Here is a 23762-nt window from a genome sequence, read left to right as displayed (position 1 = left end):
AGGAGGGTTCGCTAGGCGCCCAGCTTCGCCTTGACCCACGCGACCACCGCGTTGGCGTGACCGTGACCCATGGAGTGCTCCGACTTAAGCCAGGCGACAACCTCCATGTGCTTGGCGCCCGATGCGAGCCGCTCGGCCGTGAGGTCGACCCAGTCCTGCACGGGCCGGCCGTAGGTCTTCTCGATGCTCGCGAAGTACGAACGAGGGCCCTTGATGGTCTCGCCCGACTGAGCAGGCGGCACCGCAAGCCGTGTGTCCGTCATTGCTCGCCCGCGCTGGCCGTGGCCAACTGCGTCTCAAGCCTGGCGTAGGAGGCCTCCATGCCGTCGGTCATACCGGTGGCAAGCACGGCGTCTCGCACCTCGGCGTTCGGGTACGTGATGACGATGCTGAGCAGCGTCCCGCCTCCCACCGGGGTGAGCGTGAGTTCGTTGGTAGTCGCGGGGTAATCGGTGCCAATCATGTGTTCGGTGCTGGTCTCGCGCACGCCGTCGATGCGTTCGAGCAGCACGCCGTCGAACCCAAAGCCCTCGGCCTGTTCGGGCGGCACGTCCGCCCCGGCCACCGGCTTCCACCACGTGCGGTGCTCGTCGCCAACGGCGGCCGGCACCACGCATTCGGTCATCTCCCAACCGTCAGGGCCAAGCAACCACCGCTTCATGAGGTCGGGGTCGTGGTGAGCGCGCCACACCTGGTCCACGGTGCCGCGGATCACGCGGGAGACACGCACCTGCGTGTCGGACAGGATCTGCGCCTCGGTGGCGCGGCTCGCCGCGAAAGAGGCGAGGTCGGCCAGTACGTCGTCGATCTGGCTCATCGCAGAGCGCATGCCTTCCTCCATGCCCATCGCCGTGAGCTCCTCGAGCGCCTCGAGACTGGGGAAGGTGGTGGTGGTCGTGACCCGAGTCCCGCCGCCTGCCGGCTCAAAGTCGAGCGTCATGTCCATTGAGGGCATGGCATCGTTCGGCGCTCCCGACTCGTCAACAAAGCCGTCAACCACCGAGAACGAGCGGTAGCGCTCGACTGCAGTGAAGCGCCAATAGCCCCCGGCCTTCTCACCGTTCGGCCCGGTCATGTAGTAGTGCGACTGGCCGCCGACGGCAAAGTCATGCCTGCTAAAGGTGGCTGGCCATTCGACGGGGCCCCAGAACCGCTCAAGTTGGCGGGGGTCTGCATACGCGTCCCAGACGCGCTCGACTGGCGCGGCAAACTCAGCGACCACCGTCATGGTGAGGGCCTCTGGGTCTTTGGTGACTGACGTAATGGGCATGATGGGGACCTTTCGTGGGGTGCCTTGGCGGGGCGGGGGACGACGCCGGGGAGGCTTAGGGGGAGTCCTTGGCGAGCAGGGTGTCGAGCCTGTCGATGCGCGAACGCCACAACTGTTCGTAGTTGTCGAGCAGGCTCTTGGCTCTCGCGATCGCGATGGGGTTCGCGGTGACCAGGGTTGAACGGCCTTGAGTGCGCTTGGTGATGAGGTCGGCTTTCTCCAACACGGCCACGTGCTTTTGCACGGCCGCGAAAGACATCGCGTAGTCCTCGGCAAGCTCGGAGATGGTGGCTTGTGAGGTGAGGGTGCGGCGCACAATGTCGCGGCGCGTCGCGTCGGCGAGGGCCCGAAAGATGCGGTCGACCTCGTCGTCGGTGAGTTCAGTTTCTACAACCATTTGGTTGTACGTTACGACGCCGTGGTCGCGGTGTCAAGAGGTGTCGCTCGGCGTTACCCGGCGCCGACGTCCTGCAGGACTCGCGCAAGCAGCCGCGCCAGTTCCTCACGTTCGGCCGGCGTGAGGCTCGCGAGCATGGCGGCCTCGGCGGCCACGTGGTCGGGCATCGCCCGCTCGACGGCAACAAAGCCCTCCTCGGTCAGAACAACGTCCGTGACCCTGGCGTCGTCCGCATTGGTGGAGCGACGCACCCAGCCGCGCTCCTCCAGGCGGTTGAGGCGCTGGGCGACCGCCGCGGATGACACCATCGCAGCCGACTGAAGCTCGCGGGACGTGAGGCGATACGGCTCACCATTGCGCCTCAGCGTGACCAACACGTCGAAGGCAGACCTGTCCATGTCGTGATGCGCGAAGTTCTCGTTCATGCGCGCCTCTGCGGCGCGGCTCAGTCGCGACAGCCTGCCAAAGACAGCGATCGGCGAGGGGTCAAGGTCAGGGCGCACCAACCGCCATTGCTCGACAATGAGATCCACGTGATCAGCCATGTACCCCACCCTAGCCATTTGCTAAGCGGTGAGTTATTATCACTAAGTGCTTAGCAATCGTCCAGTGCTGATCGCCGCGACCGCGATCGCCCCCATCGTCTGGGGCACCACGTACATCACCACGTCCCAGTACCTGCCCGCGGGCGCGCCCATGCTCACCGCACTGCTCCGCGCGCTGCCCGCTGGGCTCATCCTGCTCGCCGTGACGCGCACCCTTCCCCGCGGCGCATGGTGGTGGAAGGCTGCGGTGCTCGGCACGCTCAACGTCGGCGCCTTCTTCCCGCTCCTGTTCATCGGCGCGTACCGCCTGCCAGGCGGAGTCGCCGCCACCGTCGGCGCGATCCAGCCCCTGATCGTCGTCATGGTGGCGCACCTGTGGCTGGGAGAGCGCGCGACGGGAGTCAAGGTCGCGGCAGGCGTCGCCGGCGTGGCCGGTGTCGCGCTTCTTGTCCTCACCCCGGCGGCCAGACTCGATGGTGTGGGCGTGGCCGCCGCGATCGGTGGCGCAATGCTCATGGCCGCCGGCGTCGCGCTCACCAAGGCGTGGGGACCCGCCGTCCCTCCGCTCACCATGACGGCGTGGCAGCTCACCGCCGGAGGCATCTTCTTGCTGCCCATCGCTGCCATCGAGGGCTTGCCAGACGCGCCAATGACCCTCACGAACGTTGCGGGCTACCTGTGGCTCGGCATCGTCGGCACCGTCATCGCGTACTCCCTGTGGTTCAGGGGCCTTGGCAAACTCGAGGCCTCGGTGGTGACCTTCTTGTCGCTGCTCGCGTCCGTGAGCGCCGCCGCCATTGGCTGGATCGCGCTCGGGCAGTCGCTCACCGCGCTCCAAGTGGCCGGTGGAGTACTCGCGCTCGGTGCCGTCGCGGTGGTGGGCGTCACGGCGAAACCCATCTCGAAGCAACCAGGCGGCGAGCCCGCGCTGGTGATCGCGCGCCGGCAGCACGCGGCTGAGGGTCTGTCACACCGCCGACCTTGACTCGGGTTTACGCCGTTAACTATGGTCGGTCTTGTGACCCCCTTTGTCGACGGCGACGCGAGAGCCTCCATCTTGGAGGCGGCCACCGCGACGTTTGCGAAGGAAGGCATCGACGGCGTCTCCATGCGCCAGATCGCCAAAGACGTCGGCGTGTCTGCCACCGCGCTCTACCGCCACTTCGACTCCAAGAACGCGCTCGTCCATGCGGCCTGCGAGGCTGGCTTCGCTGAGTTCGGCGCGCGCATCGAGGCCACCATGCGGGGCGCCGAGACGCCACTCGATGGTCTGCGACAACTCGGCGGCGTGTACGTCGACTTCGCGCTAAGCCGCCCAGTGCACTACGACGTCATGATGATTCGCCCCCATCAATGGGCGCTCGGACCAGACGCCGCTCGCGACCCCGAGTCCTTCGCCAGCCTCGTGCGCGTCGTCCAGGCGTGCCAAGACGCCGGCCAGCTGTCGCCAGGCGACCCCAGGGAGGCCGCGCATCGGCTGTGGGCCGTACTCCACGGAGTGGTCTCCCTCGCCATCGCCATGCCGGATTCCATCAGCGGCCTCGATCCCCAGTCTGTGCGTGCCCGCGCAGACGGCCTGATGGAGGCGGTGATCGCGACCCTCGCCTAGCCCCCATTGCGCGGCCCCACCCCTTTCGCAGCACCGCCCCTTACGCAGCACCGCCCCCACCAGCGATCACCCCTCTTGATCTAGCCCACACCGTTTCTTGCGGGAAGGAAATCCATGCCCAGCCATGTCGTCCTCGGCACCGGCGCCGTCGGCGCTGCTCTTGCCCACAACCTTGCGGCCCAAGGCCGCAAGGTGCGCGCCGTCAACCGCTCTGGCAAGAGAGGCTCCCTGCACCCCGCGATCCCGCTCAGCCGTGCCAACTTGTCCGACCCCGCCTCCGCAGCGTCGGCGCTGACGGGGGCCGACGTCGTCTACCAAGTCACCCAGCCCGCCTACAACCGCTGGGAAGAGGAATTCCCGGAGCTGCAACGCTCGATCCTGGCGGCGGCGGCCCGCGTGGGCGCCCGCGTCGTGCTCGCCGACAACCTCTATGGCTACAGCAAGCCGCTCGGCAACACCATCACCGACTCAAGCCCGCGCGAGGCGACCACCCGTAAGGGCAAGGTCCGCATCGCCATGGCCGACGAGGCACTCGCGGCGCACGCACATGGCCGCGTCCAGGTGGCCCTCACCCGCCCCTCCAACTACGTTGGCGCAGACTACAAGCTGTTCCGCAACCTCGTCTTGGGCCAGATCAGCAGGGGCAGGCCCGCGCGGGTCCTGGGGCGCACCGACCAGCCGCACTCCTTCTCTTACGCACCCGACGCCGCGCTCGCGATGGCCGCCATCGGCACCTCCGAGCACGGCTGGGGACGCGCGTGGATCACCCCCGTGATGACGCCCATCACTCAAGCAGAGATGGTCGCGAGGCTGTGGGAAGCTCTCGGCCAGCGCGGCGAACCGAAGGTCAGCGCCTTGCGCGGCATCACGCTGCGCGGACTCGGAATCTTCATGCCGCTCCTGCGCGAGAGCGAAGAGATGATGTACGAGTTTGACGAGCCCTTCATCGTGTCGTCGGCCGAGTTTGAGCAGGCCTTTGGCTTTGGCGCCACCTCGTGGGACGACGCGGTGGTCCAGATGGCCGAGGCCGTCAAGGACTGATTCACGCTGGTGGCGCTACTCGGCGACGTCTCCGGCGCGCCAACGCACCGACGCTGACGGACGCCACGCCCACCGTCGCACCCACACCGTAACGTTGACGTATGGCAACCCCGCTCTCGCTGTCCCGCGCGGACGTGGACCGCGCCCGTCTCGCTTCGCTCTTGATCGACGCAGCCGCCGATCCCGCACGCACGGCGCTGGGAGTCGTCGAGCACTTTCTCGCCATGCAGGCTCAAGACGCCCCTGGCGTCGCGTGGTCGCTCGGGCTGCGCACGGGCGACACCGAGAAGGTCACCGCAACGGAGCTCCGCGGCCACGATGTGGTGCGCACCTGGCCCATGCGCGGAACCTTGCACCTCATTCCCTCGCGCGACGCCAAGTGGATGCTCGAGCTCATGGGAGGCAAGGCCCTCGCCGGCGCCGCAAAGCGGCGAGAGTTCCTCGGGCTTCCGGAGAACGTGGCGCACCAGGCGGTCGACGTGCTGGCCGCTCTGGTTGCCGACGCCGACGGTCCCGTGACTCGCAAAGCCTGCCTCGCGGCGCTTGACGACGCCGGTATCGCGCCAGAGAACCAGCGCGGCTATCACTTGCTCTGGTTCGCTTCGCAACTGGGGTATCTGGCTGGCGGGCCGCCGCAAGGCAAGGAACAGACCTTCGTTGATCTCGACACGTGGGCGCCAGAGCATCGGGCCCCTGCGCGTGATGAGGCGCTCGCGCTCGTGGCCGCCGCCTATGTGCGCGGGCATGGCCCGGTGACCGACCGCGAGATGTCTCGCTGGACGGGGCTCGGCCTGCGCGATTGTCGTGCGGGCCTTGCTGCGGCGGTGTCGTCCGATGAAGGCATCGTCGAGGCGATCACCGACGCCGGACCTGCATGGGTCTCGGCCGCAGTCTTGGACCCGCCCGACGTCGCGCCCACGCGGCTGTTGCCAGGCTTCGACGAGTTCATGCTGGGCTACTCGCAAGACGAGCGGGCGATCAATCCGGCCCACCACGGAGCGGTGGTGCCTGGCAACAACGGCGTCTTCAAGCCGACCGTCATCGACGACGGCCGCGTCGTCGCGCTATGGTCGCGCACCGTGATGACGCGCTCGGTGCGCATCGAGGTCACGCCACTGGCCGCCCTGAATCCCGCCGCCCAAGCGCGCATTGCCGACGCCGCCCAGGAGTACGCGCACTACGTCGAGTTGCCGCTCGAGGTGCGATGGGCCGACTCGTAGAGCGGCCCCACCTTTACTCGGGCTCGATCCAGTCGCGCCACTGCCTCAACGTGCCTTCGTAATCGGCGTCGAGTTCATCGAGCCATGCCGCGCCTTCGGCCGAGAGCGCTGTCATATCGAAGGTGACCGTCACACGGGTGCCACTCCCAAACGGTTCGCAGCTCACCTCGATGATCCCGGTGGTGAAGCCCTCGGTGTGGCGCGTGTAGCGGCGCAGTAGCGGCTCGTTCGCAATCACCACGAAGGTCTGATCCCCCGCGGGATCCCGGCGAATGAACACGGTGCCGACCGCGTCGTGAATGGCGCGATCCTCGGGATACTCGGGCTCCCAACCGGGAATCCAACTCCGTTCGCCCTCCGCGGTGAAGAGCTCGATGGCGCGGTCTGGATCGAGGCTGAGGTCAAAACTGGCGGTTCGCGTGACCCGTTGGGCCATGGTGTGCTCCTTCGTGATGCTGGGGCGGTGTGTTGGTACCACGGTACCATTCCCGCGCGATTTCGGTACATTGGTACCATCAGGGCATGAGCGATGTACCCCCCGCTTCCCTTCCTGACCGCGACCCTGTCCAGACGGGCCTGCGGCTCGACCGCACGCTGCTCAAGGTGCTCCGCGCCTTCGCTGACTACAAGGAGATGTCTCTGTCGAGCCTCGTCGAGGGCTTGGTCTTGCATGGCATCGAGGGCAAGACTGCGATTTCCGACCCAGCCACGCTCGCCACCCTTGAACAGTTGCGCACCACCTATGGCCTCGAGTTGAGGGCTAGCCACAGTCATCGCGGAGCGGGACTCGACTGAGCACTCGGGTTCACCCTCACCACTGGAAGTCGGGCAGAACCCTGCCTAGGGTGGAAAGGACGGAAGGAGCGCACCCATGGCGTTGATTGACGACCTTCTCGAACTGGAACGCGGCTTCTGGGGAGCCTCAGGTAGTACTGACTTCTACGACGCGCACATGGCGGACGACGGCCTATGCGTCTTCTCCTTCGGCCACCTCGACAAGGAGGCCACCAAGGCAGGATTGGCGTCGGCAGAACCGTGGAGCAGCTTCGACTTCAACGACATCCAGGTTCACGTCTTGGGCGACGCTGCCGCAACGATCTCGTACCGCGCCGACGCTGAACGCGACGGCCAGCCGTACCGCGCCATGGTCACGTCGGTGTACTCGCACGCATCGGGTGCCTGGCAGATGGTGGTCCATCAACAGACGGAGCTCGCGCAGATGTAGCCGTCCGATACGCGGGCAATCGAGGGCACCGCGTTCTCCACAGACCCCAGTCTTGGGGTACCGCGGGGGTGATTTGCCCGATATGGTCTCGGGCATGACTCGACTGCTGCGTGTTGCAGCGGTCGCTGTCCTCGTGGGGGGCGCGGCTGCTGTTCTGTCATCGTGTTCGAACGATCCAGGGGCGATCGTGACGACCACTCCAACGGCCCCCGTGACTGCCGAGCCTGTCTCGTCGCCAAGTCCGACGCCAAGCGTGACTCCTGAAGAGGAACTGCTCGAGCAGATCCCCGAAAACGCGCGGGGCGAGGACTTCTTCTCCGCGACCCAGTTCGCAAGATTCTTCTTGAATCTGTACCCCGAGCTATTCGCCAAGGATGGCTCTAGCGGCGAGCTCTTCTCTCTATTGGCAGGAGAGAACTGCGGATTCTGCAACAACGCGCTCGACAACATGGACGAGACTCGGGCCGCCCAAGCGTATTCAGTCGGCAGTGAGTTTGACTTCTCTTGGCCACTGGCCCAGGGAGGGCTTCGCGAAGATGGGTACACCTATGTGACAGAGGCGTTCTCGGTGTCCGAATCCGTGACCTACGGGCCAAGTGGCGAGATCCTCGACTCTGCAGAACCTGAGTCAGGCTTGGTGAAGTTGCGACTTGAGTACGCCGACGGACACTGGGTCATTGACGAGGTCGACTTCGACTTCGATGAAGATGCTTAGCCAAATGCGATCCCGTCGCGTGGTTGCAAGCCTGCTCGTGTTCCGCTTGATTCTTCCCGCTGTTGGAGCCAGCACCATCGACGACGAGGATCAACCTGCTCACATCGATGCATATGACTCCCGGGAGGCGGCTTCACAAGGCGCTCCGGCCTCAAGTTCCGGCTCTGGAGACCGGTGGGTGCGGCACCCGTTATGCGTCGACTGGATGATTCTCATCGGTGATCTCTCGTCCATGAGAGTCACGACAGATGGTGCGGGCATGCCCACCTGTGCGACCGGCGAAATCCCCAATCCGACCACCTGCGATGACGGTTCGGCGACCCTAGCCCCGTGGCTGGTGAGTCGACTCCGTGATGACGGGACGTACGCGCCATGGGAAGTTGCAAGCGGCTATCAGTGTGCAGAGGACATCCTCCTATCGCTCGCGGAGCAGGCGTGGGCGAGTATGCCGATCGCGCCGAACACCTACGACGTGCAACCCGAGGGCGGGTACGCGGTCGCTGAGCTCGGTGTGAACCTGATCGTGGATACGAACCCGCGGACGATGGACGTCACCTTGCTGGGCACCCCTGTGACGATTCGGGCCGTGCCCACTCTGTATACGTGGACCAACACTGACGGCACGGTGTGGACCTCCACCGACCCTGGCAAGCCTTATGCGGACGGGGGTGAACCGTTCACGTTCCCCCGCACACCTGAACACCGCACCACCTTCACGCTCACCACCACGTGGCGAGGTGAGTTCACCACCAACGGTGGCGCCACCTGGAGGGACGCACCAGGCACCGCGACCACCACATCCGGTGCCACCACGGTGCACGTGTACAACCCCCACACCCACCGGGTCGATTGCGACCTCGACGGCAACTGTGTCAACGGCACCCAAGGTGGTGGGAACCAGAAGACCGTGTTCGACCCCGACGGAGACGGCATCCTCAACTACCAAATCCCCGACAACAAAATCGACGACTACCTGACCACCCGCGACGCCGAGAAACGCTGGACAGACCCCGAACGCAAGCCCAGCTTATAGAGGCCTCAAGCGTGGCCGCAGCGGAAGGGATTCCCAGTTGCCTTTAGGTGTCGGTGCCCCGACGGCCGCCTAAGAGTCGCTAGGCGCCGACGGTGCGCCCCGTCACGTCCTCGGGCGTCGCCTCCCTGGCGGCCAGCATGTCGGTGTAGACACCGATCTTGTGATCGAGGAAAGCCATGTGCTCCTTGTCGCGCGCCATGCGATCCCGCAGTTCCACGCGATACCTCATCAGCACCTCGACCCGATCAGCCACGGTGTGATCCCCTGCCCACGTGAGCGCGACAAAGTCCTTCATCTCGCGAATCGGCATCCCCGTGCCGCGCAGCAACTGCAGGAACTTGACCCAGCCAAGGTCGTCGTCCGTGTAGCGCCGATGCCCGTTGGCGGCCTTCTCGATCGGGGGCAGCAATCCCTCCCGCTCGTAGTAGCGAAGGGTGTGCTTCGACAGCCCCATGCGCTCGGCCGCCTGGTCAATCGTGTAACCGGTCATGCCTCACGGTAGGACTTCGAGTGCACTCGAAGTCAAGAGGTAGCGGCGAGCAGCCGCTCGAGAACCTGCGCCACCCCATCGTCTCCCACCGCCGCCGTGCGGTGCTGCGCCGCCGCGAGAACGTCGGCGTGGGCGTTGGCAACGGCGTAGGACGATCCAGCCCAGGCGAGCATCGGGATGTCGTTCGGGGCATCGCCAAAGGCGACCACATCGGCAGCAGCGACCCCGAACCGCTCCGCCTGGCGCGCGAGTCCGGAGGCCTTGGTGATTCCCAGCGGCGCGAGCTCAATCAAAGGGGCAACACTCGCGCTGTGCGAAGCCTCTAGCAAGCCGTCGCACAGCGGCAGGGCCGCGGCGAGCATGTCGTCGGCATCGCCGTCAGTCAGCAATGCGAGCACCTTGAAAACTGTGCCGTCCTGCACGGCGGGCAGCTCATGAAACGGGGCGACGGGGTGCGGCGCGAGGTTGTGCTCGCTCAGCGGGAAGCCGGGCTCGCGTGAGAAGCCGCTAGGCGACTCGACGGCGAACACGACGCCGGGCAGTGCCGCGCGCAAGCGTTCGGCAATCGCCAAGAGGTGCTCGGTGGGCACTCCCTCGGCATCCACGATCCTGCGCTCGCCCATGTCGTACACGACCGCACCGTTTCCGCACACCGCGAGTCCCGTCACGCCAAGGGAGGCCGCGATCGCGTCCACCCAGCGAGGCGGCCGCGCCGTGACGAGGACCAAAGGAATGCCCGCCGGTTCGAGCGCCGCGAGCGCGGCCCTGGTGCGCTCGGAGAACTCGCCAGAGGGAGGAAGGATCGTGCCGTCGATGTCGGTACCCACAAGTTTCACGTCAGCAAGGGTACGTGCCGCGCCCACCCGGCGACCGGGACTCAAGACGTGACAACTTCGCCCTTGACTTCGAGCGCGCTCCAAGTTTTAGCGTCGGCAACATGACTACTCAAGCATTCCGATTCGGAACCACAGACACCTACCTGACCCCCATCGCGCTGGGTGCCATGATCATGGGCACCCGCACTCCAGAGGATGAGTCGCGGCGCATCCTTGACCATTTCATCACCGAGGTCACCCCCCGCTACACCGCGCCTGACGGCAGCCCCGCGCGCGGCATGATCGACACGGCCAACTGCTATTGCTGGTGGGAGGTCAAAGGTGACATGGGCGGCCACAGCGAGGCCCTGCTAGGCAGGTGGTTCGCCGACGCCGGCACCAGGGAAGCGACCTACCTCGCCACCAAGGGCACGGCGACGCTCACCGACCTTGACGGCGTGTGGAACCCCGATGGCACCCCCGACTGGACCGTCGCCCGCACCAAGTTCGTCGGCGCAGCGCCTGACGTGTTGGAGAGCTCGCTCGCGGCTTCTCTCGACCGGCTCGGCGTCGACAGCGTCGACCTCTACTACAACCACGTCGACGATCGCCGCACCCCCCTCGCCGACGCGGTGGGCACCTTCGCGTCGTTCGTCGCCGACGGCCGCATCGGGGCATACGGATGGTCCAATGTGTCGACGTGGCGGCTAGCGCAGATCAGGGCGGTGGCCGAGGCCAACGGCTGGCCCCAGCCTGCTGCGCTCCAGCAACAGCACAGCTACCTGCGCAAGCGCGCGGGAGTGGAGAACCTGTCGATCCCCGGCGACGAGCAACTGGATTACTTGCGCACCTACGACGACCTCCAGCTGGTCGCCTACTCGCCGGTGCTCAAGGGCGTGTACTCGGACCCCGCCAAGCGAGCGGACGACTTCTGGGCGATGGACAACTACCGCGGTGCCGACGCCGATGCCAGGCTCGCCGCCGTCGACGACGTGGCCAGGGCGACGGGAGCGACGGGCAACCAAGTGGTGCTCGCGTGGATGCTGGCTCAGGACTCCCCGCGGGCGCTGCCACTCATTGGTGCACGCACCTTTGACCAGTACCTCGAGTGCATCGAGGCGCTCGACGTGACGTTGACCGCCGACCACCTGTCCGTGCTGGAGGCCGCTGGCGCGTAACGCGTCACTGCAACGGCGCGTCGTCGAGTCCGTCGCCCAACGTCCACCTCCTGGTGGGGGCGACGGACTCGACGAACGCGGGGTCGTGACTCACCACCAGCAGCGCACCGCCGTACCCCTCGAGCGCCTGCTCCAGGTGCTCCTGGGATGCGAAGTCGAGGTTGTTCGTCGGCTCGTCCAACACCAACAACTGCGGCGCCGGACGTGCAAGCAGCACGCAAGCGAGCGCCGCGCGGAACCTCTCGCCGCCTGACAAAGTCCCCGCCACCGCGTCGGCCGCGGCCCCTCTGAACTGGAACTTTCCCAACTGGTCGCGCACCTCTTGAGGCGGAGCGTCTGGCGCGTACCGTGCCACGTTGTCAACGACGCTCATCGCGTCATCCAGCAGCGTCAGCCGCTGCGGCAAGTAACCGGCTGGCACCGCCACGTTCACCTCGCCAGCCGCGGGCGTGCGCATACCCAAGACCGTCTCGATCAGCGTCGTCTTGCCTGATCCGTTCGCACCCGCGATCACGATGCGCTCAGGTCCCACGATGTCGAGATCCCCGCACGGTCCCATCCGGGTGGCCAGACCCCTCGCCCTGAAGACGACGCGCCGCGAAGGCACGGCGGTCAGCGGCAACTCGATGCGGATCGACCTGTCGCGCTCGATGGCGGAGCGGGCGTCCACGAGCGCTGCCGTGGCAGATTCGAGTCGGTCCTCATGCACCTTGCGCACCCTGGCCTCCGTGCGCGCCGCCTGATCCGTCTTGACCTTCACGCCCGCGCGCGTCACCTTGGCATTCGTCCTGGCCGATGCCGCCTGCTGGCGACGCTTACCAGCCGATTCGATGCGCGCCCGTAGGTCGCGGTGCTCACGCGCCGCGTGCGCCACGGCCCCGGCCACGGCCTGCCGAGCAGCCTCACGCTCCGCGGCCACCGCCTCTTCGAAGGCCGCGAGCGCGCCCCCGAACCAGCGCAACTCTGTGGTGCCATCCGCCTTCTCACGCAGTTCGCCAATGCGGTCGACCCTGTCGAGCACCGAGCGGTCGTGCGTGATCACCGCAACGGCTCCACGGCGCTGGGTGAGCGCCGCGATCAGCCTCTCCCTCGCGTCGGCGTCAAGGTTGTTGGTCGGCTCGTCGAGCAGCAACACGACGGCGTCCGACAAGAGGGCAGCGCCCACGGCAAGCAGCGTCGCCTCGCCCCCGCTCACCTGGCCCACCCGCCTGTCCAGGCCGAGATGGCCAAGGCCAAGCGCGTCCAACGTCGCGTGGGCGCGCTCCTCGACCAGCCAGTCGTCGGCGACGGCGTCGTAGTCGGCGGGTTCGGTTGAACCCGACTCGATCGCGCGCAGGGCCCGCACCGTGGCGCCGATGCCGAGCACGTCGGCCACGGCGTCGTCCACCGCGAGCGCCACGTGCTGCGGCACGTACGCAAGGCGTTCGGGACGGGTCACGGAACCGGAAGAGGGCTCGAGGTCGGCCGTGACGAGTCGCGCAAGGGTCGTCTTGCCGATGCCGTTGCGGCCGACGATCCCCGACAGCCCGTGAGGCAGGGAGAAGGAAAGGTCGCGAAAGACGGTGCGGCCGTCTGGCCAGGAGAACGACAGGTGGGAGGAAGAAAGGGTCGATGGCATGAGGGATTCCTTGACGTCTGGAGCGGTGGTCGCCGTGGCCAGACAGAGCTGGCATCCCTAGTGCTTCATCGGTTTCTCCTTGGTCGTGGTCAGATCACTGTAACCGGGCCGCGCGCACGCGTCGAGGCACGTCGCGCGGAAAAGGTCACTGACACAGCGACGCGCGCGCCGTAACCTGGGCTTATGACCACGCCACGCATTCGCCCCGCCACTCCAGCCGACGAGCAGCAGATGGCAAGGGTCTGCCTCCTGACGGGCGCCGACGGTGGCGATGCCGCCGGGCGTTTTGGCGACGACACGGTGCTCGCCGACGTCTACGCCTCGCCATACCTGCACGGCCCCTCCTGCAGTGCCTGGGTGGTGGACGTGGGAGGCAAGGTGTTGGGTTACGTCGTGGCGGCCGCCGACACCGAAGAGTTCCAGCGGTGGTTCAGCACGCAGTGGTGGCCGGAGCGCGGCGAGCGCCACGTCGCCAAGACCGCAGATGACGGTTGGCTGCTTCCCGCGGCTGCGGACCCCGAGCGTTGCTTGTCCGACGCGGTCGCGGAGTACCCCGCACACCTCCACATCGATTTGCTTCCCGAGCTTCAGGGAGCCGGCTGGGGCAGGCGGCTGATGGACACCCTGATGGCGCAGCTCGCCGAGCAGGGCGTCGACGGCGTCCACCTGGTCGCTCCGCGCGCGAATGAGCAGGCGCAGGCCTTCTATCCGAAGGTGGGGTTCGTCGCCGTCGGCGAGGACGAGAAGAACGTGACGTTCGCCCGACACACCATATTGGGGGGCGGTACGTCGTAGCATTTCTGCATGGCCAATGTCACTGCGCCGACTGACCAAGTCCCTGCCGAATTCCTCGCCTCAGTCGAGCCGGCCAAACGCAGGCTTGAGGGCGAGCGCCTGTTGGCTCTCATGACCGAGGTCACTGGCGCCGCTCCCGTGATGTGGGGCCCCAGCATGATCGGCTACGGCGCCTACCAATACCGCTATCCGAGCGGGCGAAAGGGCGAGTTCTTCCGCGTGGGTTTCTCGCCCCGCAAGAGCGCACTCTCGCTCTACGGCCTTCAAGACGACGAACGTGCTCAAGCCATGCTGGCCGACCTCGGCCCTCACACCGTCGGCGCTGGATGTGTCTACGTCAAGAAGCTCGACGCCATTGACGACGCCGTGTTGCGGGCCCTGGTCAAGCGAGGCTTTGAAAGGCCAAAGCTCTACGAGTCCTGAGCTGCCGCCGTTCCCCTAGAGCTCCTTGCGGTACCACCGGTCGGCGTGGGGCTCTCCATTGAAATCGGGCACTTGCCTGTACCCGCGTGACGCATACAACTGACCTGCGGCGGTCAACCGGGAGTTGGTGTCGAGCGTCACCGCCGTCGTCCCGGCCGCAACGGCAAGGGCCTCAAGCCGGTCGAGCATGAGGCCTGCCACGCCAAGGCCGCGCGCCGAAGGGGCGACCCACATGCGCTTCAGAAAGGCCGGCTGACCCGGCGGGAGCTTGACTCCTCCGCAACCGACGGGCTGACCGTGCAGCCGCGCCACGAGGAATGCGCCATGTGGCGGCGTCAGATCCGCCGCTCCCACTGCGACCGCCTTGGCGGGGTCGTAGCCCGTGTCAAAGAGGGCGTCGATCTCGGCGAAGAACTGGCCGACGCACCACCGCGCGTCTCGCGACTCGGGGTCGACCGTCTCGATGGAGAGGTGCCTCTTGGTGAGCGCGCGCGTCAGGGTGCGGGCGGCGGAGTCAATCTCGGCCAACTCGTCGTCGGTGAAGCCGCCCAGCACCTCCTCGGCGGCATCGTCGCTCAGGCGATCGAGCGTTGCCACCTCTGCCGCGCCGGCGGCGGTCCGGGAGGCGACCTTGGCCCTGGCGTCGTCGGGGCTGGGCCGCACCTCGACAAGCCCCTCGCCTTCGAGCAGGCGCAAGAGCCGCGAGGCGTAGCCGGCATCGAGGCCAAGCCGCTCTCGCAGCGAAGCAACCTCGACCGGCCCGTCGCCCATCTCCCACAGCAAACGGGACGCCCCGTAAGGTCGGCCGCGGCCCAGGAAGTCATCCTGGAGCGCGCCCACCTCGCGGGTCACCACCCGCTGAAACTGACGAAAGGTCTGGACGTGGCGCTCTGGCATACCGTTGACTTTAGTCAACTATCTTGTCTTGCGCCACAGTTCTTCTTCGTTAGCACCGCTCCTTTGCGCCCGGGACCCTCTGGTCCCGGGGTCCCAGGGACACAGGTCCCTACAATCCCGCGTCGCCGCCTTCTAGCGTGGGAACTGGTGCAAAGAACGCACCCGGTCACCCCATGACCGACGGCAGCACGTCCCGCGACCATCGGTCGCGCCAATTCACTGACAACGTAGTCGGAGGACATCGTGGGCGACATGGCACAACCAGAGCGCGTGACCGTCACGGTCAATGACCGTGAGATCGAGGTCGAGGCGGGACTCAACATCCTGCAGGCCCTGGGTAACGAGGGCATCGAGATTCCCTCGCTGTGCAATGACGTGCGCCTCAAGCGCGCCAACGGCAGCTGCGGACTGTGCGTCGTGGAGATGGGGGACGAGTCCCCTCGCGACGTGAAGGCGTGCATCACTCCCGTCGTGCCAGGCATGGTCGTCAAGACTCACACCGACCGCTTGGAGGCCTACCGCAAGGTGCGCCTCGAGCAGTTGCTGTGCGATCACAACGCCGACTGCGTCGCACCCTGCGTGCAGACCTGCCCCGCGAACATCGACATCCAGACCTACCTCCAGCACGTCGCAGACGGCAACTTCGAGGCCGCGATCCGCGTCATCAAGGACCGCAACCCCTTCCCGTCGGCGTGCGGCCGCGTGTGCCCTCACCCCTGTGAAGACGAGTGCCGCCGCAACCTGGTAGACGACCCGGTCGCCATCAACGCCGTCAAGCGCTTCGCCGCCGACTGGGACATGGCTCGCAAGGACCCGTGGCGCCCGCGCGTTGCCGAGCACACCGGGAAGCGCATCGCCATCGTCGGCGCTGGCCCCTCCGGACTGAGCGCCGCCAACTACTTGGCCATCGCCGGCCACGGCGTGACCGTGTTCGAAAACCAGCCGGAGCCAGGCGGCATGATGCGCTACGGCATCCCGGAGTACCGCCTGCCCAAGGCGACGCTCGACAAGGAGATCGCGCTCATCGAGGCGCTGGGCGTCAACATCGTGTGCAACAGGGGCCTCGGCACGCACTTGCAGCTCGAGGACCTCAAGCGCGACTTCGACGCCGTCTACCTCGCAATCGGTTCGTGGCGCGCCACGCCACTCGGCATCGACGGTGACAACACCGAAGGCGTCGAGCTCGGCATCGACTACTTGCGTCACGTCACCAAGGGCAACGACGCCCCGGTCGGCGACACCGTCATCGTCATCGGTGGCGGCAACACAGCCATCGACTGTGCGCGCGCCGCCCTTCGCAAGGGCGCCAAGGAAGTCAAGCTCGTCTACCGCCGTACTCAAGAAGAGATGCCCGCCCAGGCGATCGAGGTCCACGAAGCGCTTCGCGAAGGCGTCGAGATGGTGTTCCTCGCCGCGCCCCAGCGCATCACTCACGCCGAGAACGGCATCAAGGCGCTGCACTGCATGCGCATGGAACTGGGCGAGCCAGACCGCTCAGGCCGTCGTCGTCCCGTGCCCGTCGAAGGCTCCAACTTCGTGATCGAAGCCAACACCATCATCGGCGCCATCGGCCAGAACACCGACACCGGCTTCCTCTACAACGACCTTCCCGTTCGCCTGAACAAGTGGGGCGACATCGACATCGACGGCTACTCGATGCAGACGTCCGAGCCCAAGATCTTCTCGGGCGGCGACTGCGTGACTGGTCCCTCGACCGTCGTCGCGGCCATTGGTGCGGGGCGTCGCGCAGCAGAGGCCATCAGCGAGTTCGTCACCAAGGGCTACATCAAGCCAAGCCACGAGGACTACTCGTGCTCGCGCGGTTCCCTTGAGGACCTGCCGCAGGCCGAGTTCGAGGACTTCCCGTCGCTCGCACGCGCCGTCATGGCGGAACTCGAGGTCGAGGACAGGCTGGACGGCTTCCCGGAGGTCGAACTTGGCCTCACCGCCGCTCAGGCTCAAGCCGAGGCAGCCCGTTGCCTCACGTGTGGCTGCTCCGCACAGAACAGCTGCTCGCTGCGCAAGGAGGCCACCTCTCACCAGGTGGTGTTCGAACCCACCATTCACGTCCGCCCACGCACTCCCATCGTGCGCGACCACCAATTCATCATCCGCGACCAGAACAAGTGCATCTCGTGTGGACTGTGCGTCGCCGCATGTTCCGAGATCATGGGCCCAGGCGTGCTCGCCTTCCAGTTCCGTCAGGGACAACTGGCGGTGTGCACCTCGACGGGCGAGCCGCTCAACATGACCGACTGCGTCTCGTGTGGACAGTGCGTGCGCGCATGTCCCACCGGCGCACTCGACTACGAGCGCGAGCGCGGCGACGTGTTCACCGCGATCAACGACCCTTCCAAGAAGGTCGTGGGCTTCGTCGCCCCCGCCGTGCGCGCGCACATAGCCAAGGAGTATGGCCTCACGCATGAAGAGGCCGCGCCATTCATCGCAGGCATGATGAGGAAGATCGGCTTCGACAAGATCTTCGACTTCGTGTTTGCCGCGGACCTCACGATCATGGAGGAGACCACCGAACTGTTCGGACGTCTCCAGGGCGGCGCACCGATGCCGCTCTACACATCCTGCTGCCCCGGTTGGGTCAACTACGCCGAGCGCCGCTACCCAGGGATCATCCCTCATCTCTCGAGCTGCAAGTCGCCTCAGCAGATGATGGGATCGACGGTGAAGGCGCACTTCGCCAAGAGCGAGGGCATCAGCCTCGACGAGTTGTACACCGTGTCGATCGTGCCGTGCATGGCTAAGAAGAGCGAGGCCGCTCGCCCGGAGTTCGCTCCGGAGGGCATCCGCGACGTCGACGCCGTGCTCACCACCACCGAGTTCCTCGAGATGGTGCAGATGCTGCGCCTTGAGAAGGAAGACATCACGCCGGCGGAGTTCGATGCCCCGTACAAGCAGGTCTCCGGCGCTGGCGTGCTGTTCGGCTCGTCCGGCGGCGTGGCGGAGGCCGCCACACGTATGGCTGTCGAGAAGCTCACTGGCGAACAGCTCCGTACGCGTCTCGACTTCGAACCTGTCGAGGGCTACCCAGGCGTGAAGGTCGCTACCGTCGAGGCTCCCGGCCGCACGCTGCGGATCGCGGCCATCTCGGGGCTTGGCAACGCCGACGCTGTCATCAAGAACCTACTCGCGGGCGACGACATGGGCTTCGACTTGGTCGAGATCATGGCCTGTCCAGGCGGTTGCATCAATGGCGCCGGCCACCCGAAGCCCAAGCACCAGGGCGAGACGGGCATCAAGACGATGGTGCTGTCCAACATCGATGAGGACATGGCGCTCAAGGACTCGCAGAAGAACCCCGACATCCTGCGCCTGTACGAGGACTTCTACGGCGAGCCCAACTCGCACCTCGCACACGACCTTCTGCACACCACGTACGCACCGTTCCGCGCGGACGTCATCCCCAAGCCCTGAAAGGTCCCACCCTCATGAAAACGTCCCTCGCCACCCTTGGCGCCCTCCTCGTCGCGAGCACGCTTGCGGCGTGCGGTTCCAGCACCGCAGCCGTAGACCCGTCGCCCTCACCGACCGCGACCAGCGTCGCTCAAGTAGAGGCGCCTGCTCCTGACCCAATCACGATCACGATCGCGTCGCTGAAGGGCCCCACGACGATGGGGCTTGTGGGTCTCATGGACGAGGTCACCGAGGGAACGGCGGCGGAGGACTACCAGGTCACGATGTACGGCTCGCCCGACGAGGTTGTCCCCTTGGTCGCTCAAGGTGGGGTCGACGTCGCGCTCGTGCCGTCGAACCTCGCGGCGGTGCTCTACAACAAGACAAAGGGCACCGACGCGCAGATCTCCGTCATGGCGGTGAACACCCTTGGTGTTCTCAACATCGTGGAATCGGGCGAGACGGTTCAGTCCATGAGCGACTTGGCCGGCAAGACGATCTACAGCACCGGCAAGGGCGCCTCCCCCGAGTACGTCCTCAACTACCTGTTGACCGAAGCGGGCCTTACGCCAGGCGTCGACGTGACCGTGGAGTACCTGTCTGAGCACACCGAGGTGGTCGCCAAACTGGCCACCACGCCTGGCTCGGTCGGGGTGCTGCCACAGCCGTTCGTCACGATTGCCTCGGCCAAGAGCCCCGACCTGCGGGTCGCTCTTGACCTGACCGAGGAGTGGGCCGCCGTCTCGCCAGACTCGCAACTCATCAACGGCGTCGTCGTGGTGCGCAACGCGTTCGCCGAAGAGAACCCCGAGGCCATTGCCCAGTTCCTCGCCGACTACGAGGCCTCGACCGAATGGGTCAACGCGAACCCGGCCGACGCCGCGCCGCTCATCGTCGACGCTGGCATCGTCCCCGATCCCGCCCTTGCGGAGAAGGCCATTCCGTTCTGCTACATCACCTTCGTGGCTGGCGACCAGATGAAGACGTCGCTCAGCGGCTACCTGCAGGTGCTCTTCGATGCCGACCCCAAGTCCGTCGGTGGAACAATGCCTGGAGATGACTTCTACTACGGCGGGTAGCGGCGAGGCGCTCGCGCGCGCCAAGCGCGCGGGACGTCCAGTGCTGGCCGCCCTGTTCTGGGTGGCCGTGTGGCAGATCGCAGCGCTCAGCGTCAACAAGGAGTTCCTGCTCGCCTCGCCCTGGTCGGTGGTGACGCGGCTCGGCGAGCTCGCATTCACGGCCGACTTCTGGGCCACCGTTGGCTGGTCGCTCGCCAGGATCGCGATCGGCTTTGTTGCGGCGGCGGTAGTGGGGGCGCTGCTCGCTGCGCTGGCCGTCGCCTCCCGGTTGGTCGACGTGTTGGTGTCGCCGCTCATCGCCACGATTCGCAGCGCGCCGGTGGTGAGCTTCATCATCTTGCTGTTGTTGTGGACGGACACCAGCAAACTCTCGGCGATCGTCGCCTTCCTGATGGTGCTGCCCGTGATGTACGCGAACGTGCTCGAAGGCATCAGGCACAGGGACCGGTCGCTGCTCGAGACGGCACGCGTGTTTCGCGTGCCCTTCGTCCGCAGGTTTGGCGCTATCGACGTGCCGGCCGTGCTCCCGTTCTTCGCCGCTGCCTGCCGCATCGGCGTCGGCCTTGCTTGGAAGAGTGGCGTCGCGGCCGAGGTGATCGGCGTGGCAGACGGCAGCATCGGCGAGCAGTTATACCAGGCCAAGTTGTTCCTCAGTTCGGAAGACCTCTTTGCGTGGACCCTCGTGATCGTGGTGCTCAGCATGGCGTGCGAGGCCGCCGTGTTGCGCCTGTTGCGGCGCGTCCCCGGTCGCCTCGAACGGAGCCCGGCATGAGCGGCGAACCGATCACGCTGCGTTCCGTCACCAAGCGCTACGGAAGCCACACGGTGCTCGATGGCGTCGGCCTCGTCCTTGAGGCGGGGTCCGTGACGGCACTGACGGGCCCGAACGGAGTCGGCAAGACCACCCTCGCCCGGCTGCTGCTAGGGCTTGAGACGCCCGACGTGGGGAGCATTTCCGGGCTCGACGGCTTGCGGCGCGCGGCGGCGTTCCAAGAGGACAGGCTGTGCGGGCACCTCGATGCCGTCGCGAATGTGAGGCTGGTGCTAGAGCGCTCGCAGCGCGGCACCGCGGAGGCCGAACTGGGGCTGGTCGGGCTCGAGCAGGCTGACCTGTCCAAGCCCGTGCGCGAACTCTCGGGCGGCCAGCGCCGGAGGGTCGCGATCGCGCGGGCGCTTGCCGTTGGCGCCGACCTGGTCGTGCTCGACGAGCCCTTCACTGGCCTCGATGCCGACACCAAGCCCGCCGTCATGGACTATGTGCGCGAGCGCCTGGCAGGGCGGACCGCGGTGCTGATCACGCATGACCCCGTGGAAGCCGAACTGCTTGGCGCACGCGTGGTGCGACTACGCCACAGCCCCGGGCTCGGCCTCTAGATCGCGCGGCCACCCCCCAGCCGGGCGCGCTGGCAAGCCTGGAGCCGCGCCCCCGCCCGCAACCCCGACACTCTGAACCGTTCTGACCGTGACACGCCGAGAATCGCCGCCCACTCGACGTCGGGACCGGCGTGTCGTGCACCGCTACGGTTCGTACTGTCCGGGGCGTGGCGTGGCGTGGCGTGGCGTGGCGGGGCGTGGCGTGGCGCGGCGTGGCGGGGCGTGGCGTGGCGGGGCGTGGCGTGGCGCGGCGTGGCGTGGCGCGGCGAGCACGGCGGCGGGGCGAGGGCGCAGCACGGCAGACAGCCCCCACGCCGGACAGCCCCGGCACCACACGCCCCCGACACCCTCATGTAAATAATTCTTGACATGATGTCAAACCTGCCTTACCTTGAGCATGTCAACAAAGTTTGACACGGCAGCCGTCACCGCTGCCGCCAGCAACGAGAAGGAATCCGCGGCCATGGGCTTCGAACACCGGCACCAACTTCTGGGCATGATCCTCGGCGTGGCAGCCTTCGCCGCCTACTCGATCGTCGTCGTCACCCGCGCGCTCACGGACGACGTCTCGGTCACCAAGGTGGCGTGGCAAGGCCCGATGCTGCTCATGGTGGGCGTCGGCGGGGCGCTCTACGCCGTGTTCTACGGCCTGGAGCGGTGGCGCCTGCGCGGACAAATCATCGCCGACGAGCGCGATGCGGAGATCATGCGCCGGTCGGAGTCCGCAGGCGGTGGCCTGACCAGCCTGGCGGCCCTTGTCACCATGATCATGCTCGCGCTCGGCGCCGATGCCTTCTGGGCAGTACACGTTCTCTTCGTCGGCAGCTTCCTTGGGTCGCTCACGCAGTCGGGGACAACGCTCGCGGCCTACACGGAAGGATTGGACCGATGAGCCACGAACTGCGCGCACCGGGTGACGACGATCCCGTCGTGATGACCGCAGAGGAACGCTCCGTCTGGGTCTACCTCGTGGTGGTCACCATCACGTCGGTCACGTACTTCGCCATCGTCATTCCGCGCGCCATCACCCAGCCCATCGAGGACGTCTCGTGGATCACGCCGATGCTCTGGACGCTCGGTTTCTCGATTGTCGGGACCATCGTCGGCTCGATTGTCGGCGCGATCGGCGGAGCCGTCGGTCTCGCGGCGCGCGGTATCAACCCCGAGGGCCAGCTTGAGGGTGACCTGCGCGACAAGGACATCAAGCGTCTCGGAGATCGCCGCGCGGCTGCCACCAGTGGCGCAGCCATGTTCGGCGTGCTCGTCTTGGCCATGATCGGCGCCGACCTGTTCTGGATCGGCAACCTCGTGTTCCTCGCGGGCACCGTCGGTGCGTACGTCGAGACGCTCACCAAGATCGCCGCATACCGCAGGGGCTTCTGACATGGCCCCCAAACCCACCAAGGTGTCCAACCGCATCAGGGCGCTCCGTTTCGAGTGCGGAGAGATGACGCAGGCCGACCTGGCGGACCGGCTCAAGGTGACTCGCCAGACCGTCATCGCGATCGAGCAAGGCAAGTACTCCCCTTCGCTCGAGATGGCCTTTGAGATCGCGAGGGTGTTCAGTCGCCCTCTTGACGACGTCTTCTCCTACGAGACGGGAGGCACCGACAATCAGCCTTCCCTCTAGGGGCTAACGGCCGCCAATAGGCCCGCAATCCGGCCACCAGCCGCCAGCCCCCGCCGAACCAACGACCTCACCAGCGAGCCGAGAGGCACGAGACCTCCTCCTCGCTCACCCAAAAACGCTTCACTTCTCAGGAGAAACTCATGACTGACACCATCAAGACCGCTCGCGCTGCAGGCGCCTGGTACCTGGGGCTCGCCATCACCGGCATGCTCGGGTTCCTGGTGCTGCGCCCCCAGGTCACCGATGCCGATAGCCCTGCGGCCACCCTCGCCAACCTCACCGACCATGCCGCACAGGCGCACCTACTGGTACTCCTCGAGATGAGCATCGTCGTCACGCAAGCCCTAGCGGCCGTGTTCTTCTTCAAGCTATTCCGGCCCCTCAACCCCACCGCCGCCTACGCCACCGCCACGTTCGGCATGGTCAATGCCGTCGCCATCATGGCGTCGGGTGCGTTCATGGCCACCGCCAACGCGGTCGCCGCTGACCCACACCTCGCACCCGGCGGAGACGCGGCAGGCACGGTCGGACTCCTGTACGAGCTCTCCGCGAGCTCGTGGGGCATGGGCAACCTCTTCTTCGGGCTGTGGCTGATCCCGATGGGCTGGGTGGCGCTCACCTCGGGCAGGTTCCCGCGAGTCATGGGATGGATCCTGGTGGTCGGCGGCGTCGGCTACGTCCTGAGCGGTCTGGCCGCCTACGGCATCGCCGACGCCCCCAGCGCTGTGACAGAAGGCCTCGCCTTCCCCGCCACCGTGGGCGAGTTCTGGATGATCGGCTACCTGCTGGTCAAGGGCATCCGCCCGGCACCTTCAATGTGACCCTCACCCCTCAGCCCTAGTTCGCGACGCTACGAACCAAAACTCTCCCGGACACGCCGGGGGCCGGGCCTGAACCAAGGCTCTGTTCGGCGAGTCGACGCCCATCACGGTTCGTAGCGTCGGCGCGGTCGGCGCGGTCGGCGCGGTCGGCGCGTCACCCCCACCACCCTCACCCCCCG

28 protein-coding genes are annotated in these 23762 nt (G+C 66.6%); 19 read left to right on the top strand and 9 right to left on the bottom strand.

Annotation, left to right across the window (positions count from 1 at the left end; genetic code table 11):
- Positions 1–11: 11 nt before the first annotated feature.
- Genes LGT36_RS12475 through LGT36_RS12460 form a run of 4 tightly spaced genes read right to left on the bottom strand, consistent with a single transcriptional unit; the run spans position 12 to position 2212 of the window.
- Positions 12–263, bottom strand: coding sequence for a DUF4287 domain-containing protein (locus LGT36_RS12475; RefSeq protein WP_226095545.1), 252 nt, complete (start codon positions 261–263; stop codon positions 12–14).
- On the bottom strand, positions 260–1270 hold the full coding sequence (locus LGT36_RS12470) for an SRPBCC family protein (protein ID WP_226095546.1): 1011 nt from the start codon (positions 1268–1270) through the stop codon (positions 260–262). Before LGT36_RS12470 ends, LGT36_RS12475 begins: the two co-directional genes overlap by 4 nt.
- A 55-nt stretch (positions 1271–1325) precedes the next feature.
- Positions 1326–1667, bottom strand: coding sequence for an ArsR family transcriptional regulator (locus LGT36_RS12465; protein WP_226095547.1), 342 nt, complete (start codon positions 1665–1667; stop codon positions 1326–1328).
- 53 nt (positions 1668–1720) lie between these two features.
- The gene (locus LGT36_RS12460; protein ID WP_226095548.1) at positions 1721–2212 is read right to left on the bottom strand and encodes a MarR family winged helix-turn-helix transcriptional regulator; all 492 of its coding nucleotides are present in this window, start codon (positions 2210–2212) and stop codon (positions 1721–1723) included.
- A gap of 46 nt (positions 2213–2258) precedes the next feature.
- On the opposite strand from LGT36_RS12460, the gene LGT36_RS12455 reads away from it, so the two are divergent.
- From LGT36_RS12455 to LGT36_RS12440, 4 genes are all read left to right on the top strand, one after another.
- On the top strand, positions 2259–3197 hold the full coding sequence (locus tag LGT36_RS12455) for an EamA family transporter (RefSeq protein ID WP_226264443.1): 939 nt from the start codon (positions 2259–2261) through the stop codon (positions 3195–3197).
- A gap of 33 nt (positions 3198–3230) precedes the next feature.
- The gene (locus tag LGT36_RS12450; RefSeq protein WP_226094795.1) at positions 3231–3821 is read left to right on the top strand and encodes a TetR/AcrR family transcriptional regulator; all 591 of its coding nucleotides are present in this window, start codon (positions 3231–3233) and stop codon (positions 3819–3821) included.
- A gap of 114 nt (positions 3822–3935) precedes the next feature.
- Entirely contained in the window at positions 3936–4862 is a 927-nt protein-coding gene (locus LGT36_RS12445; RefSeq protein WP_226094794.1) for an NAD-dependent epimerase/dehydratase family protein, read from the top strand.
- Positions 4863–4963: 101 nt separating this feature from the next.
- Positions 4964–6082, top strand: coding sequence for a winged helix DNA-binding domain-containing protein (locus tag LGT36_RS12440; protein ID WP_226094793.1), 1119 nt, complete (start codon positions 4964–4966; stop codon positions 6080–6082).
- A gap of 13 nt (positions 6083–6095) precedes the next feature.
- On the opposite strand, the gene LGT36_RS12435 is transcribed toward LGT36_RS12440, so the two are convergent.
- Positions 6096–6518, bottom strand: coding sequence for a hypothetical protein (locus tag LGT36_RS12435; protein WP_226094671.1), 423 nt, complete (start codon positions 6516–6518; stop codon positions 6096–6098).
- Between the two features lie 86 nt (positions 6519–6604).
- On the opposite strand from LGT36_RS12435, the gene LGT36_RS12430 reads away from it, so the two are divergent.
- The 4 genes from LGT36_RS12430 to LGT36_RS12415 all read left to right on the top strand — a co-directional run bounded on the left by LGT36_RS12430 (position 6605) and on the right by LGT36_RS12415 (position 9055).
- Positions 6605–6877, top strand: a complete 273-nt coding sequence (locus tag LGT36_RS12430; RefSeq protein ID WP_226094670.1) for a hypothetical protein — start codon at positions 6605–6607, stop codon at positions 6875–6877.
- A gap of 76 nt (positions 6878–6953) precedes the next feature.
- Positions 6954–7307 (top strand): nuclear transport factor 2 family protein, encoded by a 354-nt coding sequence (locus LGT36_RS12425; protein ID WP_226094669.1) that lies wholly within the window; start codon positions 6954–6956, stop codon positions 7305–7307.
- 94 nt (positions 7308–7401) lie between these two features.
- Positions 7402–8022 carry a hypothetical protein gene (locus tag LGT36_RS12420; protein ID WP_226264444.1) on the top strand — a complete coding sequence of 207 codons (621 nt, stop codon included), beginning with the start codon at positions 7402–7404 and terminating at the stop codon, positions 8020–8022.
- Positions 8023–8026: 4 nt separating this feature from the next.
- Positions 8027–9055 (top strand): hypothetical protein, encoded by a 1029-nt coding sequence (locus tag LGT36_RS12415; protein ID WP_248642088.1) that lies wholly within the window; start codon positions 8027–8029, stop codon positions 9053–9055.
- A gap of 79 nt (positions 9056–9134) precedes the next feature.
- Here the strand turns inward: LGT36_RS12415 and LGT36_RS12410 are convergent, their stop codons facing one another.
- Both LGT36_RS12410 and LGT36_RS12405 read right to left on the bottom strand, forming a co-directional pair.
- Positions 9135–9545: a MerR family transcriptional regulator gene (locus LGT36_RS12410; protein ID WP_226094679.1), complete on the bottom strand. Its 411-nt coding sequence runs from the start codon at positions 9543–9545 to the stop codon at positions 9135–9137.
- Between the two features lie 32 nt (positions 9546–9577).
- The gene (locus LGT36_RS12405; RefSeq protein WP_226094680.1) at positions 9578–10381 is read right to left on the bottom strand and encodes an HAD family hydrolase; all 804 of its coding nucleotides are present in this window, start codon (positions 10379–10381) and stop codon (positions 9578–9580) included.
- A gap of 101 nt (positions 10382–10482) precedes the next feature.
- Here LGT36_RS12405 and LGT36_RS12400 point away from each other — a divergent pair, with 101 nt between their 5' ends.
- A complete protein-coding gene (locus LGT36_RS12400) occupies positions 10483–11538 on the top strand; it encodes an aldo/keto reductase (protein WP_226094681.1) in 1056 nt (351 codons plus the stop codon).
- A 4-nt stretch (positions 11539–11542) separates the two neighbouring features.
- Here the strand turns inward: LGT36_RS12400 and LGT36_RS12395 are convergent, their stop codons facing one another.
- Positions 11543–13156: an ABC-F family ATP-binding cassette domain-containing protein gene (locus LGT36_RS12395; RefSeq protein WP_248642086.1), complete on the bottom strand. Its 1614-nt coding sequence runs from the start codon at positions 13154–13156 to the stop codon at positions 11543–11545.
- 183 nt (positions 13157–13339) lie between these two features.
- Between LGT36_RS12395 and LGT36_RS12390 the strand changes: the two genes are divergently transcribed.
- Together LGT36_RS12390 and LGT36_RS12385 are read left to right on the top strand one after the other, a co-directional pair.
- Positions 13340–13951, top strand: a complete 612-nt coding sequence (locus LGT36_RS12390; RefSeq protein ID WP_226097319.1) for a GNAT family N-acetyltransferase — start codon at positions 13340–13342, stop codon at positions 13949–13951.
- 9 nt (positions 13952–13960) lie between these two features.
- On the top strand, positions 13961–14374 hold the full coding sequence (locus tag LGT36_RS12385; RefSeq protein ID WP_226097320.1) for a DUF1801 domain-containing protein: 414 nt from the start codon (positions 13961–13963) through the stop codon (positions 14372–14374).
- Between the two features lie 15 nt (positions 14375–14389).
- Here LGT36_RS12385 and LGT36_RS12380 read toward each other — a convergent pair whose 3' ends face one another.
- Complete coding sequence (locus LGT36_RS12380; protein ID WP_226097321.1) at positions 14390–15271, bottom strand: helix-turn-helix domain-containing GNAT family N-acetyltransferase; 882 nt, start codon at positions 15269–15271, stop codon at positions 14390–14392.
- 252 nt (positions 15272–15523) lie between these two features.
- Here LGT36_RS12380 and LGT36_RS14190 point away from each other — a divergent pair, with 252 nt between their 5' ends.
- The 8 genes from LGT36_RS14190 (at position 15524) to LGT36_RS12330 (ending at position 23583) form a co-directional block, all read left to right on the top strand.
- On the top strand, positions 15524–18700 hold the full coding sequence (locus LGT36_RS14190) for an NAD(P)-binding protein (RefSeq protein ID WP_304515551.1): 3177 nt from the start codon (positions 15524–15526) through the stop codon (positions 18698–18700).
- 14 nt (positions 18701–18714) lie between these two features.
- Positions 18715–19758, top strand: a complete 1044-nt coding sequence (locus LGT36_RS12360; RefSeq protein WP_226097322.1) for an ABC transporter substrate-binding protein — start codon at positions 18715–18717, stop codon at positions 19756–19758.
- A complete protein-coding gene (locus tag LGT36_RS12355; RefSeq protein ID WP_226097323.1) occupies positions 19736–20530 on the top strand; it encodes an ABC transporter permease in 795 nt (264 codons plus the stop codon). The genes LGT36_RS12360 and LGT36_RS12355 overlap by 23 nt, the downstream gene beginning before the upstream one ends.
- Positions 20527–21132, top strand: coding sequence for an ATP-binding cassette domain-containing protein (locus LGT36_RS12350; protein WP_226097324.1), 606 nt, complete (start codon positions 20527–20529; stop codon positions 21130–21132). The genes LGT36_RS12355 and LGT36_RS12350 overlap by 4 nt, the downstream gene beginning before the upstream one ends.
- 397 nt (positions 21133–21529) lie before the next feature.
- Positions 21530–22024 (top strand): hypothetical protein, encoded by a 495-nt coding sequence (locus LGT36_RS12345; protein ID WP_226097325.1) that lies wholly within the window; start codon positions 21530–21532, stop codon positions 22022–22024.
- Positions 22021–22515 carry a hypothetical protein gene (locus tag LGT36_RS12340; protein WP_226097326.1) on the top strand — a complete coding sequence of 165 codons (495 nt, stop codon included), beginning with the start codon at positions 22021–22023 and terminating at the stop codon, positions 22513–22515. The genes LGT36_RS12345 and LGT36_RS12340 overlap by 4 nt, the downstream gene beginning before the upstream one ends.
- A gap of 1 nt (position 22516) precedes the next feature.
- The gene (locus tag LGT36_RS12335) at positions 22517–22762 is read left to right on the top strand and encodes a helix-turn-helix transcriptional regulator (protein WP_226097327.1); all 246 of its coding nucleotides are present in this window, start codon (positions 22517–22519) and stop codon (positions 22760–22762) included.
- Between the two features lie 140 nt (positions 22763–22902).
- A complete protein-coding gene (locus tag LGT36_RS12330; RefSeq protein WP_226097328.1) occupies positions 22903–23583 on the top strand; it encodes a DUF4386 domain-containing protein in 681 nt (226 codons plus the stop codon).
- Positions 23584–23762: the final 179 nt, after the last annotated feature.

Source organism: Demequina sp. TMPB413 (assembly GCF_020447105.2).
Taxonomy (GTDB): Bacteria; Actinomycetota; Actinomycetes; order Actinomycetales; family Demequinaceae; genus Demequina.
The sequence above is the reverse complement of the archived record's forward strand: the minus strand, read 5'-3'. Positions and strand labels throughout refer to the sequence as shown.

Excerpts from the sequence above, each read along its gene's own strand:
- LGT36_RS12475 (WP_226095545.1), bottom strand. The coding sequence starts at position 263 with ATGACGGACACACGGCTTGCGGTGCCGCCTGCTCAGTCGGGCGAGACC.
- LGT36_RS12470 (WP_226095546.1), bottom strand. The coding sequence starts at position 1,270 with ATGCCCATTACGTCAGTCACCAAAGACCCAGAGGCCCTCACCATGACG.
- LGT36_RS12465 (WP_226095547.1), bottom strand. The coding sequence starts at position 1,667 with ATGGTTGTAGAAACTGAACTCACCGACGACGAGGTCGACCGCATCTTT.
- LGT36_RS12460 (WP_226095548.1), bottom strand. The coding sequence starts at position 2,212 with ATGGCTGATCACGTGGATCTCATTGTCGAGCAATGGCGGTTGGTGCGC.
- LGT36_RS12445 (WP_226094794.1), top strand. The coding sequence starts at position 3,936 with ATGCCCAGCCATGTCGTCCTCGGCACCGGCGCCGTCGGCGCTGCTCTT.
- LGT36_RS12440 (WP_226094793.1), top strand. The coding sequence starts at position 4,964 with ATGGCAACCCCGCTCTCGCTGTCCCGCGCGGACGTGGACCGCGCCCGT.
- LGT36_RS12435 (WP_226094671.1), bottom strand. The coding sequence starts at position 6,518 with ATGGCCCAACGGGTCACGCGAACCGCCAGTTTTGACCTCAGCCTCGAT.
- LGT36_RS12430 (WP_226094670.1), top strand. The coding sequence starts at position 6,605 with ATGAGCGATGTACCCCCCGCTTCCCTTCCTGACCGCGACCCTGTCCAG.
- LGT36_RS12425 (WP_226094669.1), top strand. The coding sequence starts at position 6,954 with ATGGCGTTGATTGACGACCTTCTCGAACTGGAACGCGGCTTCTGGGGA.
- LGT36_RS12420 (WP_226264444.1), top strand. The coding sequence starts at position 7,402 with ATGACTCGACTGCTGCGTGTTGCAGCGGTCGCTGTCCTCGTGGGGGGC.
- LGT36_RS12415 (WP_248642088.1), top strand. The coding sequence starts at position 8,027 with ATGCGATCCCGTCGCGTGGTTGCAAGCCTGCTCGTGTTCCGCTTGATT.
- LGT36_RS12410 (WP_226094679.1), bottom strand. The coding sequence starts at position 9,545 with ATGACCGGTTACACGATTGACCAGGCGGCCGAGCGCATGGGGCTGTCG.
- LGT36_RS12400 (WP_226094681.1), top strand. The coding sequence starts at position 10,483 with ATGACTACTCAAGCATTCCGATTCGGAACCACAGACACCTACCTGACC.
- LGT36_RS12395 (WP_248642086.1), bottom strand. The coding sequence starts at position 13,156 with ATGCCATCGACCCTTTCTTCCTCCCACCTGTCGTTCTCCTGGCCAGAC.
- LGT36_RS12390 (WP_226097319.1), top strand. The coding sequence starts at position 13,340 with ATGACCACGCCACGCATTCGCCCCGCCACTCCAGCCGACGAGCAGCAG.
- LGT36_RS12385 (WP_226097320.1), top strand. The coding sequence starts at position 13,961 with ATGGCCAATGTCACTGCGCCGACTGACCAAGTCCCTGCCGAATTCCTC.
- LGT36_RS12380 (WP_226097321.1), bottom strand. The coding sequence starts at position 15,271 with ATGCCAGAGCGCCACGTCCAGACCTTTCGTCAGTTTCAGCGGGTGGTG.
- LGT36_RS14190 (WP_304515551.1), top strand. The coding sequence starts at position 15,524 with ATGGCACAACCAGAGCGCGTGACCGTCACGGTCAATGACCGTGAGATC.
- LGT36_RS12360 (WP_226097322.1), top strand. The coding sequence starts at position 18,715 with ATGAAAACGTCCCTCGCCACCCTTGGCGCCCTCCTCGTCGCGAGCACG.
- LGT36_RS12355 (WP_226097323.1), top strand. The coding sequence starts at position 19,736 with ATGACTTCTACTACGGCGGGTAGCGGCGAGGCGCTCGCGCGCGCCAAG.
- LGT36_RS12350 (WP_226097324.1), top strand. The coding sequence starts at position 20,527 with ATGAGCGGCGAACCGATCACGCTGCGTTCCGTCACCAAGCGCTACGGA.
- LGT36_RS12345 (WP_226097325.1), top strand. The coding sequence starts at position 21,530 with ATGTCAACAAAGTTTGACACGGCAGCCGTCACCGCTGCCGCCAGCAAC.
- LGT36_RS12340 (WP_226097326.1), top strand. The coding sequence starts at position 22,021 with ATGAGCCACGAACTGCGCGCACCGGGTGACGACGATCCCGTCGTGATG.
- LGT36_RS12335 (WP_226097327.1), top strand. The coding sequence starts at position 22,517 with ATGGCCCCCAAACCCACCAAGGTGTCCAACCGCATCAGGGCGCTCCGT.
- LGT36_RS12330 (WP_226097328.1), top strand. The coding sequence starts at position 22,903 with ATGACTGACACCATCAAGACCGCTCGCGCTGCAGGCGCCTGGTACCTG.